16 protein-coding genes and 2 pseudogenes are annotated in these 20,040 nt (G+C 35.6%); 5 read left to right on the top strand and 13 right to left on the bottom strand.

Features of this window, described 5'->3' with window-relative positions:
* Nucleotides 1-230 precede the first annotated feature (230 nt).
* The 11 genes and pseudogenes from ACK3CR_RS04435 to ACK3CR_RS04385 all read right to left on the bottom strand — a co-directional run bounded on the left by ACK3CR_RS04435 (nt 231) and on the right by ACK3CR_RS04385 (nt 12,142).
* A complete protein-coding gene (locus ACK3CR_RS04435) occupies nt 231-554 on the bottom strand; it encodes a hypothetical protein (RefSeq protein WP_488974909.1) in 324 nt (107 codons plus the stop codon).
* A gap of 151 nt (nt 555-705) precedes the next feature.
* A complete protein-coding gene (locus tag ACK3CR_RS04430; RefSeq protein WP_488974908.1) occupies nt 706-1,959 on the bottom strand; it encodes a dicarboxylate/amino acid:cation symporter in 1,254 nt (417 codons plus the stop codon).
* 244 nt (nt 1,960-2,203) lie between these two features.
* Complete coding sequence (locus tag ACK3CR_RS04425; RefSeq protein ID WP_488974936.1) at nt 2,204-2,317, bottom strand: proline racemase family protein; 114 nt, start codon at nt 2,315-2,317, stop codon at nt 2,204-2,206.
* Nucleotides 2,318-2,572: 255 nt separating this feature from the next.
* Nucleotides 2,573-2,971: a MerR family transcriptional regulator gene (locus ACK3CR_RS04420; RefSeq protein ID WP_488974906.1), complete on the bottom strand. Its 399-nt coding sequence runs from the start codon at nt 2,969-2,971 to the stop codon at nt 2,573-2,575.
* A 401-nt stretch (nt 2,972-3,372) separates the two neighbouring features.
* Nucleotides 3,373-4,671, bottom strand: coding sequence for a Glu/Leu/Phe/Val family dehydrogenase (locus ACK3CR_RS04415; RefSeq protein ID WP_488974905.1), 1,299 nt, complete (start codon nt 4,669-4,671; stop codon nt 3,373-3,375).
* A 137-nt stretch (nt 4,672-4,808) separates the two neighbouring features.
* Nucleotides 4,809-5,294 (bottom strand): annotated as a pseudogene (locus ACK3CR_RS04410) (acyl-CoA thioesterase).
* Between the two features lie 383 nt (nt 5,295-5,677).
* Nucleotides 5,678-6,592 carry a proline dehydrogenase family protein gene (locus ACK3CR_RS04405; protein WP_488974904.1) on the bottom strand — a complete coding sequence of 305 codons (915 nt, stop codon included), beginning with the start codon at nt 6,590-6,592 and terminating at the stop codon, nt 5,678-5,680.
* Between the two features lie 82 nt (nt 6,593-6,674).
* Nucleotides 6,675-8,243 (bottom strand): L-glutamate gamma-semialdehyde dehydrogenase, encoded by a 1,569-nt coding sequence (pruA, locus tag ACK3CR_RS04400; protein WP_488974903.1) that lies wholly within the window; start codon nt 8,241-8,243, stop codon nt 6,675-6,677.
* 94 nt (nt 8,244-8,337) lie between these two features.
* Nucleotides 8,338-9,315, bottom strand: a complete 978-nt coding sequence (locus tag ACK3CR_RS04395; protein ID WP_488974902.1) for an ornithine cyclodeaminase family protein — start codon at nt 9,313-9,315, stop codon at nt 8,338-8,340.
* Between the two features lie 182 nt (nt 9,316-9,497).
* Nucleotides 9,498-11,111 carry an APC family permease gene (locus ACK3CR_RS04390; protein ID WP_488974901.1) on the bottom strand — a complete coding sequence of 538 codons (1,614 nt, stop codon included), beginning with the start codon at nt 11,109-11,111 and terminating at the stop codon, nt 9,498-9,500.
* A 29-nt stretch (nt 11,112-11,140) separates the two neighbouring features.
* Nucleotides 11,141-12,142, bottom strand: coding sequence for a proline racemase family protein (locus ACK3CR_RS04385; RefSeq protein ID WP_488974900.1), 1,002 nt, complete (start codon nt 12,140-12,142; stop codon nt 11,141-11,143).
* A gap of 292 nt (nt 12,143-12,434) precedes the next feature.
* On the opposite strand from ACK3CR_RS04385, the gene ACK3CR_RS04380 reads away from it, so the two are divergent.
* The gene (locus tag ACK3CR_RS04380) at nt 12,435-13,823 is read left to right on the top strand and encodes a sigma-54 interaction domain-containing protein (protein ID WP_488974899.1); all 1,389 of its coding nucleotides are present in this window, start codon (nt 12,435-12,437) and stop codon (nt 13,821-13,823) included.
* Between the two features lie 630 nt (nt 13,824-14,453).
* Here the strand turns inward: ACK3CR_RS04380 and ACK3CR_RS04375 are convergent.
* A complete protein-coding gene (locus ACK3CR_RS04375) occupies nt 14,454-15,002 on the bottom strand; it encodes a helix-turn-helix domain-containing protein (RefSeq protein WP_488974898.1) in 549 nt (182 codons plus the stop codon).
* 728 nt (nt 15,003-15,730) lie between these two features.
* Between ACK3CR_RS04375 and ACK3CR_RS04370 the strand changes: the two genes are divergently transcribed.
* The gene (locus ACK3CR_RS04370; RefSeq protein ID WP_488974897.1) at nt 15,731-16,456 is read left to right on the top strand and encodes an HAD-IA family hydrolase; all 726 of its coding nucleotides are present in this window, start codon (nt 15,731-15,733) and stop codon (nt 16,454-16,456) included.
* Between the two features lie 66 nt (nt 16,457-16,522).
* Here the strand turns inward: ACK3CR_RS04370 and ACK3CR_RS04365 are convergent.
* Nucleotides 16,523-16,743: pseudogene (locus tag ACK3CR_RS04365) on the bottom strand (IS3 family transposase); the annotation flags it as partial.
* Nucleotides 16,744-17,189: 446 nt separating this feature from the next.
* On the opposite strand from ACK3CR_RS04365, the gene ACK3CR_RS04360 reads away from it, so the two are divergent.
* From ACK3CR_RS04360 to ACK3CR_RS04350, 3 genes are all read left to right on the top strand, one after another.
* Nucleotides 17,190-18,422 carry a dicarboxylate/amino acid:cation symporter gene (locus tag ACK3CR_RS04360; RefSeq protein WP_488974896.1) on the top strand — a complete coding sequence of 411 codons (1,233 nt, stop codon included), beginning with the start codon at nt 17,190-17,192 and terminating at the stop codon, nt 18,420-18,422.
* 53 nt (nt 18,423-18,475) lie between these two features.
* The gene (locus tag ACK3CR_RS04355) at nt 18,476-19,273 is read left to right on the top strand and encodes a PhzF family phenazine biosynthesis protein (RefSeq protein ID WP_488974895.1); all 798 of its coding nucleotides are present in this window, start codon (nt 18,476-18,478) and stop codon (nt 19,271-19,273) included.
* A gap of 338 nt (nt 19,274-19,611) precedes the next feature.
* A complete protein-coding gene (locus ACK3CR_RS04350) occupies nt 19,612-19,794 on the top strand; it encodes a hypothetical protein (protein WP_488974894.1) in 183 nt (60 codons plus the stop codon).
* Nucleotides 19,795-20,040: the final 246 nt, after the last annotated feature.

The raw sequence follows: 20,040 nt of genomic DNA, 5'->3' as shown, positions 1-20,040 counted from the left end.
TTATTTCATGAATATTTAGTGTACACTTTTTCCTCTACCATCTTATTCTACATTTATAATTTGCCCAAGCCCTCCACAGATATCATTTGCCTTAAAAACACCTTCTTTTATTAAAACTAGCAAATCACCAATTTCTTATAGAGCTGCTTCATTTAAATCTGAATATATTTGTATACGCTTACAAATTTAACTTCTAATACAATCAGCAAATTTATGTGCTTTCTGTTCTGTTATATGTTACAAAGGAGAAGCTCTTCAATGTCCCGAACAGCTAGTATGGCTTCAACTAGACCTTTTGCTTGTTCTCCAATACCGATAATACATAACTTTTTTAAATCTTTAGGGTATAAATATTTCGTTGCTACACTTGATAGAGCGCCAGTTCTAAACATGGTTAAATAGGAGCCTTCCAAAAGAGCAATTGGTTCTTCCGTTTTAGGGTCCGATAGCATCACCACTCCTGTTATCGTTTTCTCATTTAATTCTTTGTTATTGGTTGCTACTGTTTCTAAGTTTAATCCAACACTACCAAGCCCTTTAGTTACAGAAGGCATGGTTAATATATATTTTGACCATTCCCAAAAGGAAGGGCTGCAGGAATAGGCATAATAGTTTTTTCGTCTGAAAATCCCTTCAAGGCAACAGCTACACATTCAATGATTTCATTTATATCTATTAAACTTCTTTGTTCATCAGTATTTGTAACTAATATAATTCTTCATCTTTTCCTGTTCTCGGCATACCCGCATCTTTTTCCCTTGAAAAATTGGAAGTTCTTTGATGGACGATTTGCGTTCCTGTTAAATCACCAGTGATATTGACAACCGTATTCCCCATATCCACAATTGGAGAAACCGCCGCAATGATTGGTATTAACGTAAGAGGAAGACCTAATGTAGAAAGTAATAGGGATGCAGTAACAACATCTGCTCCTTTTACCCCCGCGCAACCCATTGCAAGAACAACACCTAAAAAAGCAATTTGTAAAATCATCTCTAACGTAATAGTAAGTCCGTATAGATTTGCTGCGAATACGGATAGAACCCCCAATGTTGATGCTAAACCATTCATATTAATTGTAGCGCCTAGGGGAAGCGTGAAACCATATATATTTTCTGGTATTTTAAGTCCCTGTTTTGAAACCTCCATCGATGCAGGAAGTGTTGCGCTGCTTGATGTTGTACTACAGGCTACAAGCATAGCTGGACTTATTTGCTTATAAAAGAAGATTGGGCTGGTTTTTCCTAACCCTTTTAATAAAATCGGATATACAACTAGGAGAATAATTAAAAATCCAATAAAAGCAGATAATACGTATCGGCCAACTTCGATAAGCATCTCCAATCCAAGTGTTCCGACAACGTTTGCAATTAACGCCATAATTCCATAAGGGGCAAAGTTAATGACAATTTCGGCAAGTTTAATCATCAAATCAGCTCCTTCATGAGCTAATTTCCGGATTCTTTTAACTTTGTCCCCAAGAAGAACCATTGCAATTCCGATAAAAATAGAAAAGATAATAATTTGAAGCATATTTGTTTCTGACATTGATTGAAAAATATTTGACGGAAACCATTGAACTATATTATCAAGAAAGCTAAATTCCTCTCGTTCAACGGTTTCTCCTTTATCGAGAAGTCCCGCCTCCCCTTTACCCGGATTAATAAATAGGGCAGTAACAGCGCCAATAACTGTCGCTAGTAAAGTGGTTAATACATAAATAATCAATATTTTCCCGCCAATGGACCTTAACATTTTAATATCTTCAAGCTTAGTAATACCCGATACAATGCTTAAAAAGGTCAGTGGAACAATGAGCATTTGTAACAAGCGAATAAAAATATCTCCGATTGGTTGTAACACAGCAACTTTAGGACCAAAGACAAAACCTAACATAGCCCCAATTAATACGCCGATAAAAATTTTCACATACAGTTTTTGATTTCTCCACCATCTCATACAAACAACCCCCTTATACTCTTCCTTCTTATTTATAGGAAAGTGAATTTACTTTTTTGAAATGTACTCTTGCCGAACACTACTTCAATAAAAACCTTCTATTAAGTGGGTCTTTTAGATTTGCCATAAATCGATGGGAGTCCGTGATAAATGCCGCCCCTATGACTTTTGGAATAATAGCTCCATATTTGCCAACTTTTGTTAATAAAAGCATTTCACCAACAAATCGCCCATCCGTTATACTCTAATGGATAAAACCCCTACCTTCCCTTAGTACGCCATGTTCATATAAAGTAGCTACCCTTGCAGCAGTACCCGAACCACATGGAGAGTGATCGACCTGTTTATCAGCGAAGATTGTTACATTTCGTAAATCGACATTGCTGTTTTAGAGCTTGTGGGAGAAAATCACACCATAGATCCCTGTTATATTCTCATATCGATGCTTTACTTCCATTTGGGCTTTCAATGTAATTTTTAATTTTGTCCTCCCATGTATGGGGTATACATGAAATAATATAAAAAAAGACTTTGAAAAAGGAGTATTAGAATGAGAGAAATGAATTTTATTAATGTTAATCCAAACAATAAAACGACCGTTATCCTACACAACTCAGAAGGGGAGAGAACCCTCATCCTGATTGTTCTCTTGTTTGATTCGTTTTTTTAACTCCGTTACTATACCCATAAGCTGAGATTCCGCTTTGCGTAAGATAGCTATTTGTTCTCGGGTTTCAGTCAGCTTCATTTCGCCTTTTTCAATTCCATTTCGTATACATGCGTCTTTGTTTGCATCATTGATTTTGCAGTGAAATAATTCAGCAATCTCACTCGTTTTCAACCCCATACTTAAGTAAAGTTGAATTATTCGGATTTGTTCAATATTGATTTCACTATACTGACGATAACCATTTTCTAATCGTTTCGGCTTTAACAGTTTTTTCTCTTCGTAGTATCGTAGAGAACGAAGGCTTACACCGGTTTTTCGAGCTAGTTCACTAATTTGAATCATAATCACCCTTCTTCGAGACAGTTCTCTATCTGGTTTTGACTATAAAACATCACATTATATAAAGGACAATTTACCACGCTACGTCCTATTTTTGCACGTATCTTGGATTAATCCCAATATACTTCAATAAAAGGATTATCTAACAATCCAACTGTAGATGACTCAAAATTACCATGACTCAATTAAGCACTCATCATGAAGGTAAATCACTTCAGTAAGAATTTTACACCCCTGTATTCTCTTGAAAGTTTCTTTTGCTTCTTTTTCAGTGTCAAACTCAAACATTTTAATGTTGTTCTTCGAATGGACAGTAATTACCCACACACACACGAAAAATCCCCTCCAATTAAAAGATTATTTTTCAACTCTTTTTTTCTTACAGTGATAGAGGTTTGTCCATTTTATACCCATCCTCGGAATTGCGAGGCTTCAGCCGATTTGCTTATTCCAACCATGTAAGCGGCCAAACGCATATCAACTTTATGAGTCTGTGACATTTGATAAATAGTTTCGAAGGAATTGATCATTACTTTTCGTAATTTTTCAGCTACTTCTTCCTCAGACCAATAGTATCCTTGATTGTTTTGGACCCATTCAAAGTACGAAACAGTCACACCCCCTGCACTAGCCAGTATATCTGGCACAAGAAGAATCCCTCTTTCATCTAAAATTTTGGTAGCTTCTAGGGTTGTAGGTCCATTTGCTGCTTCTACTACAATGGATGCCTGAATGCGATCGGCATTTTCTAATGTGATTTGATTAGAAATGGCGGCTGGAACAAGAATTTCACATTCTTGCTCAAGTAATTCTTGATTGGTCATAACATTAGTAAATAAATTGGTTACAGTCCCAAAACTATCTCGTCGATCAAGTAAATAATCAATATCAAGCCCTGTTGGATCATAAAGAGCACCATGGGCATCTGAAATTCCAATCACTTTGGCTCCTGCCTCATGCATAAATTTAGCCAGAAAGCTTCCAGCATTCCCAAAGCCCTGAATCACAATGCGTGCCCCCTGTAACTCAATACCTTTTTTCCTGACGGCCTCTTCAATACAAATTGTTACACCACGCGCTGTTGCCGTTTCGCGACCTTGTGATCCCCCTAATACGATCGGTTTTCCTGTAATAAATCCAGGAGAGTCGAATTCCCGAAGGCGGCTGTACTCATCCATCATCCACGCCATAATCTGGGAATTCGTATAAACATCGGGAGCTGGAATATCCTTTGTCGGACCAACGATTTGGCTAATGGCCCGAACATATCCGCGACTTAATCTTTCTAATTCCCCAAGCGACATGTTCCTTGGATCGCAAACGATTCCCCCTTTTCCTCCTCCGTAAGGAAGATCAGCAATGCTACACTTTAAACTCATCCAAATAGACAAGGCTTTGACCTCTTCTTCATTTACTTCGGGATGGAATCGGACACCTCCCTTTGTAGGACCTACCGCATCGTTATGTTGAGAACGATAACCGGTAAAAATTTCAATAGATCCATTATCCATTCGAACTGGGATACGCACCGTTAAGGTTCTAAGTGGTTCTTTTAATAATTCGTACACCTTATTGTTATAACCTAACTTTCGAACCGCCTCTTTAACGATAGATTGAGTTGAGCCTAATAAATCTAGCGTTTCACTTTGCTTATTGTCTGGCTTTTGGACTGAACCACTATCAAAAGGAACTGTTGTTTTCATTCTCCACACCTCTTATATTATAAGTTGTTTACATTGGAAACATTGTGTGATGACCTATTTTCATATGTCTCTTATTTTCATCCCATCATAAACGTATTTTTTATATGGTTATTATAGTGTCAAAGGATGATGTATTCTTAAAAACAAGGCCAACTCTTTGCTTTTTTGTTTTCTTTACGCATTCTTGCCCTATCCGGCTCGGTTTCATGTAGTTTTTTCTCTTCTTCCGTCCCCGGAATGACTCGGGGAACTTGTGTTGGACGTTTATGTTGATCAAGTGCACCAAATGTTAATAGTGCAGTTGCTGCAATTCTACGCTCACCACTTTTTAAGTCTTCAGCAATGATTTTCACAAAAAACCTCCATGGAGGATGTGCCTGTCCATGTCACATATGATTCAAAACAGACCAAGTCTGTTGTTCGGACAGGATGTAAGAGGTCAACCGAATCAGTTGAAGCGGTTACACATTCCCTACGACTATGACGCGCTGCAGAAACAGAAGCTACCTGATTCACATCACTCAGTAATCGTTCCCCAATAACGTATTGTGATTGTTTGCGTCATTTGGAAATACGCGACTTGTTCGTATAACTTGTGATTCTCTACAATATTTTACTTCCATACATCCTTTTACCCCCAAAAAAACTAGACCTACAATCTATGACTTTACACTCTTAGTGAATAATCAGATGTTTTTAATTCCATAAAATATAAGAGAAAAAAACAATAAAGCATAAACATTGTCCCTTTCTCTTTTCATCTTCAATACGAAATTATACTGTTTGTTAATATCCTGAATTTACTGATAATTATCTTTAGGATCAATTACCTGTTAGCAACTGAGAATAGCATGGACTTTTTCTATTTGCAGTATATAAACTAAATAACGATAAACAGTAGGTAAGGTAAGCTAAACTTACCTACTTCTTTACCTTCCCCAATCATACTACTCTAGTAAGATAAATCTTTATCAAATACTATATTTCCTTACTATTGTTCCGTCATTCACTTGAAGAAGAGTCCTTTAAGAGCAAAAGCCACATTTTGTGGTCTTTCTGCCAACCGACGCATAAAATACCCAAACCAATCGTTGCCGAAAGGAATATACACCCGTATTTTATATCCTTCTTGAACTAAACTTAGTTGTACGTCTGTTCTGAATCCATATAACATTTGAAATTCAAATTGATCACGTGGAATATGATATTTTTGGACGAATTTTTTTACTTTGGCAATAATATGATGGTCATGAGACGCAATCGCCGTATAGCTTCCACTTAGCAAATGCTCTTCAATGATCCTCATATAATTTTCATCTACCTCTTCTTTCTTTTGATAAGCCACTGAAGGAGACTCTTGATAAGCTCCTTTGACTAAACGAAGGGGAATACCTTTTAATTCTTTTACGTCCTGTTCAGCTCGGAATAAATAGGATTGAATCACTGTTCCTACATTATCATAGGTTTGGCGTAATTCTCTCAAGATATCTAATGTGATTTGGCAATGCGCATAATCTTCCATATCGATTCGGACAAAATTGTTGTATTTTTTGGCTGTCTCAAGAATTTGACGCATATTTCCAACACAAAAATCTCGATCAATATCCAACCCGAGTTGGGTCATCTTAACAGATAAATTACTATTTACCCCAGCTTTAGCCATAGCCCCTAACGTTTTCACGTTATATTCTGTTGCTTCTATCGCTTCTTCTCTATTTGAAACGAATTCCCCTAAATGATCTAGTGTACAAACCATGCCCTTTTCATTTAACTCTTGAACTTTTTTAATGGCACTCTCAATTGTGTCTCCCGCCACAACTTGACCAGCTCCAAATCGAAGGCCCCATTTTTTAGCAGCCTTGTTTAGCACTTTATTTTGGGAAGCGTGAATAAAAATATTTTTTGAAACCTCTGCTAACATGGATTATTTCCCCCTAAATCAGATGTCCTTTTTTGATCATTTTTTAGACTGGGCAACTTTTTATAAGTTGCCCAATCTTTTCTTAAAGTGTTTCACTAGTTGTTTGCGCTTGCATGTGAAGAATAAGGTAATCCGGACCTCCTGCCTTCGAATCTGTTCCGGACATGTTAAACCCACCAAACGGATGGTACCCAACAATTGCTCCTGTACAACCGCGATTGAAATAAAGATTTCCTACATGGAATTCTTCCTTTGCTCTTTCAATATGGTCGGGAGTGTTAGAAAGTAACGCACCTGTTAATCCATAATCTGTGTTACTTGCAATTTCCATCATATGATCAAAATCACGAGCCTTACAGAAGGCTACAACAGGTCCAAAGATTTCTTCTTGCATTAGACGTGCTTTTTCATTGACATTTGCAAAGATAGTTGGTTGAATAAAATACCCTTTTGAGTCGTCAGCTTCTCCACCAGCCACCAATCTGCCTTCTTCTTTGCCAATCTCAATATATTTTGTGATTTTATTATAAGAAGCTTGATCAATAACAGGCCCCATATACGTATTCACATCTTTTGGATTTCCCATTGTTAATGTCCTTGTTAAAGCTACTGCTTTTTCAAGTACTTCCTCATATACGTCTTGATGTACTACTGCACGGGAACCAGCTGAACATTTCTGTCCTGAAAATCCAAATGCAGAATATACAATAGACGAAGCTGCTAGATCTAAATCTGCATCTTTATCAACAACCACTGTGTCTTTTCCACCCATTTCAGCAATGACACGTTTTAACCAAATCTGCCCTGGTTGAACTTTTGCAGCACGTTCATAAATACGACAACCAACTTCACGGGAACCAGTAAAAGAAACAAAACGCGTTTTAGGATGGTCAACAAGATAATCACCTATTTCTGCACCACTACCTGGGACATAGTTAAGAACACCTTCAGGAAGTCCTGCTTCTTTCATTACTTCTACAAATTTTGCTGCAACGACCGGTGTATTGTTTGCTGGTTTTAAAAGAATTGTGTTTCCAGCTACAATTGCAGCAGCAGCCGTACCAGCCATAATAGCTAATGGAAAGTTGAACGGAGAAATGATGACACCTACACCAAGCGGAATGTAATTAAATCCGTTTACTTCTCCCACACGGCTTTGTACCGGTATTCCATCTTTTAATTGCAACATTTGACGGGCATAGAACTCGAGAAAGTCAATAGCTTCTGCCGTATCTGCGTCAGCTTCCTTCCATGGCTTACCAGCCTCTTTAACTAGATAGCTTGAGAATTCATGTTTACGACGACGGATGATATCTGCTGCCCTAAATAAAATGTTTGCACGTACTTCCGGATCTTCTCTTTTCCATGTATTGAATGTAGATAGTGCTATTTGCATAGCCTTCTCAGCTAATTCTTGATCTGCTTTAGAGACTCGACCGATAACTTCTTCTTTATCGGCTGGGTTAATAGATACAATTTTTTCAGTTGTTGTAATGGATTCTCCCCCTATAACAAGTGGATAATCTTTTCCTAGTTCTGCCTGAACAACTTCTAAAGCCTCGTTAAATTCTCTTTTATTTTCCTCAAGTGTAAAATCTGTGAATGGCTCGTGCTTATATTCTTTAATATCCTTGTTAGTTGTTGTAGTCATATTATTCTCTCCCTTTAAAATAATAGATTTTAGAGTTAAACATGAGTTCATATAATTTGCTAATAAAACTTTTTTAAAGATAGATAGTCATAACTTATAATTGAATAGTAGTCCCTACTTTGTTTTCAATTGCCTTTTTATAAAAATATTTAGCTACTATAATATCTACAACGGCTAGCCCAACCGATTTAAATACAGTAATTTCTTCATCCCCATCCCTTTTCTCACGTTCTCCAGCTACAATTTCTCCTAACTCTCCATAGATCTCGTTTGGATTAAAAATTCCTTCTTCTATCGGAACTCTTAAATCACCCGTCTCTTCTAGTGCAGCTTCCCTGGACTCTACTACCACTTTATCTGCTGAAGATATAGCATGAGATGGTAATTCCTGCATGGTAGGCCTAAATGAACCTACAGCATTTACATGAACTCCAGGTTTTAACGTTTCTGAAAATACAGGTGTGGAAGAATTTGTGGTTGTGACAATAATATCCGCCTCACGGACTGCCTCATTAGAATCCGTATATACTTTTGCAGGTTTACCAAATGTGGTCTTCACATATTCAGCAAATTCGTGAGCCTTTTGTTCAGTTCGGTTATAAAGAAGAATCTCTTCTATGTCTCGAATCGCTAATATTGCTTCAACTAAACCCTTTGCTTGCTCTCCAGTGCCGATAATACATAATTTTTTCGAGTTTTTGCGAGCTAAGTAATGTGTTGCAACACCTGATAAAGCACCTGTTCTAATCATTGTTAAGTAAGAGCCTTCTAAAAGGGCGAGTGGTTCGCCAGATTCGAAGTCAGAAAGCATTACGATTCCATTAATTGTTTTTTTACCTATCTTGTAGTTATTGGGAGCAACATTTACTACCTTTAAGCCTACGCTATTAAGACCTTCAGCTATAGATGGCATAATTAAAGCTGTATTTTGTTTATCATTAAAAGGAAGGGATGAACGAATGGGTGTAACCGTTCTCCCTGCTGAGAATTCCTTTAGAGCAACGGTAACATATTCTATAATTTCACCCATATCTACTAATTTTCTTTGTTCATCTGCGTTTATGATTAACATGATTCCTCATCTCCATTTCTATTTCGTTTATTAAGGTTTTGGTCTATTAAATATTCGGTTGAATGACAGGAAGCTTTTTATACATCAGCTATAAAAAGGAGAGTATGGAACGACTCATACGTATAACCTCTTATCTAGGTAAAAACAAGTTAAGATGATAAATATCTAATAAACGTATCTCTTTAACTTCCTATTTTTCTATCTGCTATTTTACTAATTGGATTACTATCCACTTCTTCCTCTACTTCATCATAATCAATGATTGCTCGAGGTAAGGCAGTATACTGACTCCAAATGAAAGATAAAAGAGCAACAGCTGCTACACTAATCAGATCAAAAGGATATTTTAAAATACCGATTCCTCCAAATGATCCTAAATAGGAAACAATCATCATCCCTAGATAGAAAGCTAACATCCACCAAACAGACTTTACTTGTTGTTTAAAGCTAACCTCTTGCACAGGAACTTTCTTTTTAGATGCCCAATAGAAAAGAAACATTAAAAATTGAACTCCTAAAATCCATGACACGGTTTTCCATCCGGCCCAGTATACGATAAAGGCGGCAAAGATAAAGGCTAATGGAGCTACTATCCTCATTCCTCTAACTCGATAAGGTCGCTCAACATGTTTAGCATTCTTTCTTAAAGCCGCAGCCGAAACGGGTGCGATGGCGTAGGAAAGAATAAGAGCCACTGAACACACATTGACCAAAGTATTCCAAGAAGGAAACGGTAATGTCCAAAAAACGGACATTAAAAAAGTTAGAAACAGTGATGCTTGAGGTACACCGGTTTTATGATTAATAGAAGCGAATTTTTTAAAAAATGTCCCGTTTTTCGCCCATGCATACATTAACCGAGAAGTTGTAGCCATATAAATGTTTCCATTTCCACCAGGAGAAATAATAGCATCTAACGCCACTAAATTAGCTAACCAAACTAAGCCAAGGATGATAGCTATGTCTTTGAAAGGTAAACTAAACTCCCTATGTACATCTCCCCAACCATTTGTCAGCATATTAGTAGGGATACTACCTACAAAAGAAACTTGTAAAAGTATATATATTATCGTTGATACAATAATCGTTAGAATTAATGCAATTGGCACCGTTTTTTTAGGGTTTTTCACTTCGCTGGCGGCCGCAACAATAGGATGTAAGCCTAGATAGGCAAAAATAACACCACCAGCTGATATAGCTGACTGAATTCCAGTTGCACCAAATGGTGCAAATCCATGAACAGTGAAATTCGCCTCATTAAAATGCATAAACAGAACTACAATAATTAGTATAGGAACAATATATTTAATAAACGATATGGATGTATTAAATTTAACAAATGCTTTTACGCCCCCATAATTAAGAAAGAAGAAAGCAGCCAGTAATAGAAACTGTACAAACCAGCCAAGGAGAGTAGGAGAATCAGATCCTTCAATGGTTAATGAAGGCCACCAAAATGTTGCATATTGACGAACCGCCACAACCTCAAGTGCAATAAGACTTGTATAGGCAATGATGGTGATAAAAGAAATCATATACCCCACTAAAGGTCCATGAGAATATACAGGATAACGTATAATACCTCCAGCTCTTGGCAAAGAGGAACCGAGTTCTGCATATACAAACCCAAGAACCAAGATGATCAAACCAGCAATAAGCCAAGAAATCCAGCCAGCTGGTCCTGCCATAGAAGCAACGTTACTTACAGCAAATAACCATGCGGAGCCAAAAATGGCTCCTAAACCTATCAAGAATAAATCTAGTAATGATATTTCCCTTTTGAATTTCCCGTTCATATCATCCCCCCTGTATGTCTCTGAGAAATTTAATTAAGCAGAAATCCCCTATTAAGCGGATCTTTTGGACTGATTACAAATTGATGAAATCCTGTTATATACGCTTTACCTGTTACTTTAGGAATGATGGCATTATAACCTTCTACATTTGCAAGAGTATGTACTGCCCCTACGAAATGTTCATCCGTTATACATTCATGCGCGAAACTTTCTCCTTCTTGAAGTACGCCGTGTTCATAAAGGGTCGCAACTCTAGCTGCAGTACCCGAACCACAAGGTGAACGATCTATCTGTTTATCAGCAAAGATGGTTACGTTTCGTAAATCAGCCTCACTATTCTTTGGTTCGTCAGAGAAAATTACACCATAGATTCCTGTTATATCTTCATAAGGGTGGATGACTTCCATTTGGCTTTCAATATAATGCTTGATTTTATCTCCCCAAAGTTGTAGACTCCATAAATCTTCATTATTCACTTTTAAACCCATTTCTTTACTATTTACAACGGCATAAAAAGCTCCACCATAGGAGATGTCTACAAGAAACTCATAACCATCAATTTTGACTGGAACGTCTTTTTTATAAACAAAAGAAGGAACGTTTTCAAAAGAAACAGCCTCCACTTCACCTCCATTACATTTTGCATAAGCCGTAACTGGACCACACGGACAATCGATGATGAATTTTTGTTCTTCCCCTTTAATCTCTACCATTCCTGTCTCAATAGCCATTGTTACGACAGCAATCACTCCATGTCCACACATTGTGCTCCAACCTTCATTATGCATAAACAGTACTCCCAAATCGGCTTCAGGACTTGCTGGTGGAGTGATAATACAACCATACATGCCATGATGGCCACGTGGTTCGTACATTAATACTTCCCGTACATGATCTAAGTGTTCCATGCAATAGGCACGTCTTTCTAGTTGTGTTTTCCCTTTAATCTCAGGTAGGCCCCCCGTAATAATACGTAACGGTTCTCCCGCCACATGAACGTCAATAGTAGTAAATAGTTTATTAAATTTCATACTTATTCCCCCAACTTTCGTTTTACTTTTTAAAATTAAATATAAATTTTAAAGAAAAAATAGTAACTCCTTTCTCACAAGCCCACCCCTTTCTAAGATTTTGAGATAACTAGATGTCCCACTTTAAATCTTGCAAGTTTTATGCCAACTTTTAAAAAGCCTATGTTATTAACATTTCTTTATAAAATATTTACAATATTTTATAATTAATGTATTATTTATTAACAAAAACAATATACAAAGTGTATACATAGTAAACATTTTTGTTTTATAAAATTTAAGAGGTGATTTTATGAAAATTCCAGATTCTTTTGCTGTTCATACCTTAAATACATTACTGGAAAATTTAGAGGAATCTATTTCTATTGTGAATAAGGACGGAGAAATGATTTATTGGAATGAAGTTGCAGAGGATACTTTTCATATAAAAAAGGAGGAAATTATAGGAAAAAATGTAACGGATTTTTTTCGTGAAGAAGATGTTATGAACTTGAAAGTACTTAAGTCTCAAAAGGCTGTTCGCGAAGTTCACCATCAGCCTCTTCCCAATCATCATGTACTCATTAGTACCATCCCTATTTTTGACGAGCATAATCAGCTTATTGGTTCGATGTCAGTAGAAAAAGATATTACCACTACGATTAGACTAACTGAGAAGTTATCAGCCAAATCACAAGAGTTGCAGCAATTAAAACAAAAAATCTCAGGTAATGACCTTAATGATCCATTTAATAAAATAAAGGGAACCAGTAAATCCCTTCATCGTGTCATAAATGATGCGAAAAAGGCAGCAAATTCAGATGCAACGGTGCTGATTACGGGTGAGAGTGGAGCTGGGAAAGAACTCTTTGCACAAGCTATCCACCATGAAAGCTCACGAAGCAAGAAAGCCTTTATCCCTATTAATTGCGGTGCTATTCCTGAATCTCTGTTTGAAAGTGAACTATTTGGATATGAAGGAGGAGCCTATACAGGAGCCTCAGACAAGGGTAAACCTGGAAAAATAGAACTAGCTGAAGGAGGGACCTTATTTTTAGATGAAGTGGGAGAACTTCCACTAGATATGCAAGTTAAATTATTGAGGGCTTTACAAGAAAAAGAAATTTACCGCATAGGGGGACAAACTCCGATAAAAGTGAATGTAAGAATTATCGCAGCGACAAATCGCATTTTAGAGAATATGGTAACAGAGGGAACATTCAGAGCTGATTTATTTTATCGTCTAAACGTGATCTCTACTCGAGTTCCTCCTCTCCGGGAGCGACTGGAAGATATTCCTATTTTAGTTTATGATTTCTTGAAAGAATTCTCTTCTATATACAACAAATCAATCCCAACTATTCATCAAGAGGCCTTTAATCGATTGTGTAAATACCACTGGCCAGGTAATATAAGAGAACTACGTAATTTAATTGAGAGAATGGTTGTTCTTCACGAAGGTAATGAAATTTTCGAACCGGATATTAACCATTTATCCCCAAACAAAATGGTAATCTCAAAATCTTTTAATCCAATTCCCTCTTCACTTACTGATGAAAAAGAAAGCTTAGAAAGAGAACGTATTCTCCAAACTTTGGAGAAAACATATAGAAATAAAAGTAGCACTGCAAAAGAATTAGGAATATCTAGGGCTACTCTTTATAAAAAGATGAAGAAATATGGGATTAGTTTTACAAAATAAGCTACCTTACATTACCAACACAAAATAGGTTATTAGCTATCCATTGTGATTGATATTAGGTGCTCATGATTCAAAACCGAAAAATGGATAGATAGATCTCTAAGGGTGGATTAATTTGAAAACATTATTGAAGGTTATAACTATAGTTTTATACTTATTTATTTTAAATTACATCCCAATTATATTTGATATACCTAGAGATAAGTACTTTATCATGTTATTCTTACCGTTAACTGTAGGCGGTGTTTCTATAATTGATTATCTATTCAAAGAAAAAATAAGAAGTGATAGAAAGACATCCATAATGATGGATGTCTTTCTTAATATTTTATATTCTTTAGCTTTTTGTTAATAAACAACCTAAAAAAAGGAATGATGCTAATTTGTAGGTTGTATTAATATTAAGGGGCACATTTAAGATCCTTTATGGGGTTACAAGATTTCTTAAAACCACATCTTATCAGGAAGCCTAGATTCCTGTTGATATGATTCCCTTTAAGTGCATAGTACCACACTAGGCCTAGGAAGGCATTCCCTACAAGGCGGTCCTTTTTACTTCTTGTAATATGTTTTATGTTAACTAAATATGTGCACAATAATTCGTTATGATAAGTAGTCTTAAGACACAAGTTATTTTTCAAAAGGAACTGTACTAATAAATAAAAAATTAGTGGGTTTTTCTGTCTTGTTAAACCAGTTATATGGTATTGCTGAATCCATATGAATGCTATCACCAGAGAAAAGGTCGTATTCAGTGCTATCAAGAATAAGGGTTAGAGTTCCTTCGGTAACATAAATAAATTCTTGTCCTTCATGAGAAAAAAGAGTCTCTCGCTTGTTACCAGGTAATAAGGTAACTAGAATGGGAACAAATAAGGGACTGGATACATTTCCGGAAAGATTTGAATAAATAAATGATGACTGATGTTCTGATTGTTTATGCGTTCCCCGTCTAATCATATCTCTGTCCATTTGTATTGTATCAGGAAAGAAATAACTAGGACTAACACCTAGAGCCTCAGCTATTTTACGCAAGGATTGTAATGTAATAGAACAAAGAGAACGTTCTACTTGAGATAAAAAACTTATAGATAAATTAGTTTTTTCTGACACTTCCCTCAGTGTCATTTTCTTAGACTTACGAAGTCTTTTTATTAAATTTCCCATATCGGAATCCATGTTATCAACCTCAACTATAAACTACTGTAATAAAGTACATAAAATGCTTAAATCTTTGTAAAGCTACTGCAATCCAGGTAATCGTAAGTAGTATTATTCCTAGCAATTAGCCTTCCCCTTATAATTTAGCCCTTTAAGTAAAAAGAATGGAATTAGTTAAGGAACTCCAGCTGTTATAGTACCTGCAACTCCCTATTCAATAAATATTGTCTAACAACTTGTACAAGCATATAAGATGGGTACTGACTCTTAATTCCGTTCTAGCGTCCTTATATTGTAGTATTATACAGAACGTCGTATTTAACGCAATAAAGGAATTATTACAATTAAAATTAATTAAGATATAACACATGTATAATTTGCAGGATACAAAAATAAACGGCTACCAATGCCAATAAAAAACTGTCCTTCCGTTTAATCACCTATTTTATGGTAAACATTATTCAATTGTTTGAGTTTATGGCCCCATCTCTTTCACATATTATGCGTGTCGATTCTTTCGTATATATCGGCCATATCAAGAGTTCAAGTATACAGACAATTGAACTCTTGATATGGCCTAATTTCCTTTTCAACTCAAAAAAAGTCAAATCGCATTTATTAGTGTCTCTATATAAGAAGTCAACTCTTTATCTATATTGGCCAAATAACTTCTCACCTGTCGTTTTAATACCATAAAATTGGGGAAGACTACCTGTGCTCCAAATTTTTAAAAGGTAGGTTTTTTTATGGATACCAATCAAAATCAAGAAAACATCTTAAACGATGTAAATACGGTAGTGTTTGATATCGTTGGAACTCTTCTCGACAGTACTGGTACCATTAAACGTGAAACTCAAGAGGTGTTGATTAGTTATGGAATTGATGAGAAAATTTCTCAAGATATAGCCGATGAGTGGATAGAGGGACAAGATTCTTTCCAACAAGCTATAATTGATGGAAAGCAACCTTGGGTGGTTGAAGATGATATTCGCCGATATCAGCTTGCATCTATTATGGAGAAGCAAGAGATTGTTCTAAATCATGATGATTTTGAATATCTAGCCACTGTAGGGAGACGTTTTGTCCCATGGCCAGAAGCATCCCGACAGCTCAACGACCTTAGTTCTTTAATTACAACGACCGGACTCACAAATTCAGGTTTTATTCAAATCATTGAGGCATGTACTCACGGTGAATTACGTTGGCACGCACTATTTTCAAGTCAGTTCGCTCGTACTTATAAACCACATCCGGCTGCATATAAGGTAGCTATTGACGGACTCGAAATCGACCCAACAAAAGCACTTTTTGTTTCTACCCATCCATGGGATTTACGCGCTGCAGCCTCTCATGGATTCCGTACTGCATATCTGCCACGTGAAAACGCACAAGGTCCAAAACCAAAAGATAACTTTGATTTAAACCTTGAGTCACTAGACGACCTTACGAATATGCTGCGGAGAGTAAAATAACATCCCATATGATGGTTCAAAAATCACTAGATAATATGAAGTGAACCTCAAAATTTAGACATTCATTTAAGCAGTTAATGAGGGTTGATTTCTGTATTGTACAGGAGTCAATCCTTCTAATTTTGCTCTAATTCTCTTGTGATTGTAATAGAAAATATAGGCTCTAATGCCTGTTTAAAGTGCTCTATACTGTTAAGCTCTTAAAGGAAAAATAACTCTGATTTTAATAAACCAAGGAAGTTTTCTATAACTATGTTATCTAAATAAACACCCTTATGGCCCATACTTTAGATTCCAGAGGTACCACATAGAAAGTGAGGAAACCGTGCAATTGTATACTAGTCTATTTTATTAAATATCAACAATATTTTATTTTTATCTTAATATTGAATTTAAAATAAATATTTGTTATAACTATATCATACTTAATCGATCGAAATAGTAATAATAAGAGGTTGACTAGACAACTAGAAACGACTCTTTAGTCTTATTAATTATGGTTAATAAGACTAAAGAGTCGTTTTTATTATTCTAACTGGTTTTAGAATTCTGTTCTTAATTTTGATAAAACATCTTCTACATTAAACACTTTAGTTCATACCTTTAAAGCTCCATATAGTATTCATCTATTAAAACGTTTATCAATCATCCCATTTCCATTATAAAAAGGATAATAATTGAAGAGTTAATTTAACTTAATAATAAAATTTCATCTAAAAAAAGGAGATAGTAAATGAAAAAAATACCTTTATGGATTCAAGTTATTATTGCATGTATACTTGGTGGGCTATTAGCAACTTTTAATAAATCATTAGGTGTAGAGGCGAAAATTTTAGGTGATGGTTTTATACGTTTAATCCAAATGACAATTGTACCTTTAATATTCCCAATAATAGTACTTGGAATTTCTCAAATAAGTTCAGTAAAAAGACTTGGTAAATTAACTTTTAAGACACTTCTCTATTTCTTTAGTGTCACTACACTAATCATAATTATGTCAGTATTTCTTTCAAATATATTTAAAATTGGGGAAGGAGTTAATTTGGCTGAAGGAGATCAAGCGAGTATAGCTAGTTTTGTAGGGAAAGAAATTAACTTTAAAGAATTTTTACTTAACATAATTCCTCAAAATGTATTTGTTAGTTTCTCAGAGGGACACATATTGTCAATATTATTCTTTGGTATCATTTTTGGTATAGCATTAGGATCACTTAATGAAAAAGCTAAACCATTAGAGAATGTATTAGAGTGCTTAGTTGCTGTAATGTCCAAAATTCTCAATTTTGTAGTAAGCTTATCACCCATTGGTATTTTTGGTTTTATCTCCTACAGCGTGGCCTCATACGGATGGGATAAAATTAAATTCCTAGATGATTTAGTCTTAGTAGTTTATATAGGACTTGCAGTGGTTGTACTATTTATTTTTCCAATTATATGCAAAATTTTTGATATTAAATACTTTGCATTACTCGCAGAAATTAAGGATTTGTTATTAATAGCTGCAACTACTCGAAGTTCTGAATCAATACTTAGTCCACTTATGAAAAGACTAGAGAATTATGGTGCACATAAATCAGTAGTATCTTTAGTATTACCTCTTGGATTTTCGTTTAATTTAGATGGAGGAATGACATACTTTGCACCAGCCATTTTATTTTTAGCTAATGCTTACGGTATGGATTTATCAGTGGCAGAACAAATTCAAGTAGTTCTGTTAATTATGTTGCTCTCGAAAGGTATGGCTGGAGTTGTTGGAGCACAGTTCATCATTTTAACATCCGTAACAGCAGCAATCGGATTGCCAACTGAAGGTATTGCGCTCCTTTTTGCTGTTGACTTCATCATGGATATAGCCCGAACCGCAACGAATGTAATAGGTAATGCAGTTGCCACAGTAGTGATGTCCAAGTCAGAGCGAATGTTTAAGCCTAACCAAAAACTTGTAGTAGAGCAGGTAAATAGTTGACTACAAAACTGTAGGAGTAATTTAGTTTTATAAAATGGTAGAAGGAGATTCTTATGGAAAATATTTTTTTAATTAATGCTTTCACTCAAAACCCTTTCAGTGGAAACCCAGCTATCGTTTGCTTACTTGACTCTCCACCGGATGAACTTTGGATGAAAAAGGTAACAAAGGAGTTAAATCAACCTGTTACTGCGTTCATACATCCCAAACAAGATGGGAGCTATTACTTACGGTGGTTCAGTCAGACAAAAGAATTGAAACATTGCGGCCATGGAACGATAGGTTGTGCCCATATATTATGGGAACAGGGTTTTGTGAAAACAGATGAGACAATAAAATTTCATACATATAGTGGACTATTTTGTACCAATCGTAATGAAGGTGAAATTCAATTAAATTTCCCATCTTATCAGTCAAAACAGGTTGAGGCACCTCAAGAGCTGTCGGCTGCATTAAATATACAATTAACATTAGTAGAAAAAAATCAGTTGGGGTACTTAGTTGAAGTGGACGATGAGGATATGGTAGGGTCCATACGTCCTGACTTTGAACTCTTAGATTCTCTTGCGGTTACCGGTATTATTGTAACCAGTAAGTCTAACTCCTCCTCGTTTGACTTTATATCTCGATATTTTGCTCCAAGCATAGGGATTAATGAAGATCAGGTAACAGGTTCAGCCCATTGTGCACTGGGCCCATATTGGTCAAAGAAACTTGGGAAAAATCCAGTGTTGGGTTATCAAGCTTCTCAACGTGGAGGAGTTATTAAAGTTAAAGTGGATGGTGATCGTGTACAATTAATAGGTCATGCTGTTACCATTTTTAAAGGGAATTTTCCTAGAATTCAGTGAGGAGATAGATAGGGAATACTGTGAAGAATTATTTTATAAATTTACATCAATTACTTTTAATTACCTTGTGACTCGATAAAAAATGAACATAAACAGATAGTTCGCAAAGTAAATGTCCGTAACAGTATACTTTTACGGACATATTAATACACACAATATCTTTTAACATAATTTGATTAAAGTTATTTCAAGGAGATACACTTATTTCGCATATTTAGAATCCTCTTTTAGTCTTCTCTAAAACACCTATAAATGTCATTTGTAAAACAATTTAATTTTTAGATCCTATGGTAACATATAGAGACCTAAATTCTAAGGAAGGTTGAGGATGATAAGTTGTGACCCAAGAAGAATTTATAGATTTCCGCAATGAGAGAGAACTTTATTTAGGGGTCATTATGGAGAATCCTGCCACACGAAAAAAAAACATTGAGGGAAGAAAATTTCTTTATAGAAAGTTAGATCAATGGCGTGATATAGCTCTCTTTATTTACTCTGAAAATGAGAAAATGAATCACTAGTGACCCACACATCACTAGTGATTCATTTTTATTTAGAGTTTTTTATATCTTCCACAAATCCCCTTGTTGCTCGTTTACCTCTCTTTCACACAAAAAGAAAGCTTTTTATTTATTTTCATATCTCTTTTCTAAAAGGAAAACATTCTTACACCTACCACAAGACTTCTTATCGTACTTTTCTCTAAACCCTGTTAATAAAACCTGTAGGTATAGTAATCTAAAAAACTGGTTAAACTAGTAAAGTAT

It is taken from the genome of Priestia sp. TRM10, from assembly GCF_057808375.1.
This window is presented reverse-complemented; position numbering and strand designations above follow the sequence as displayed.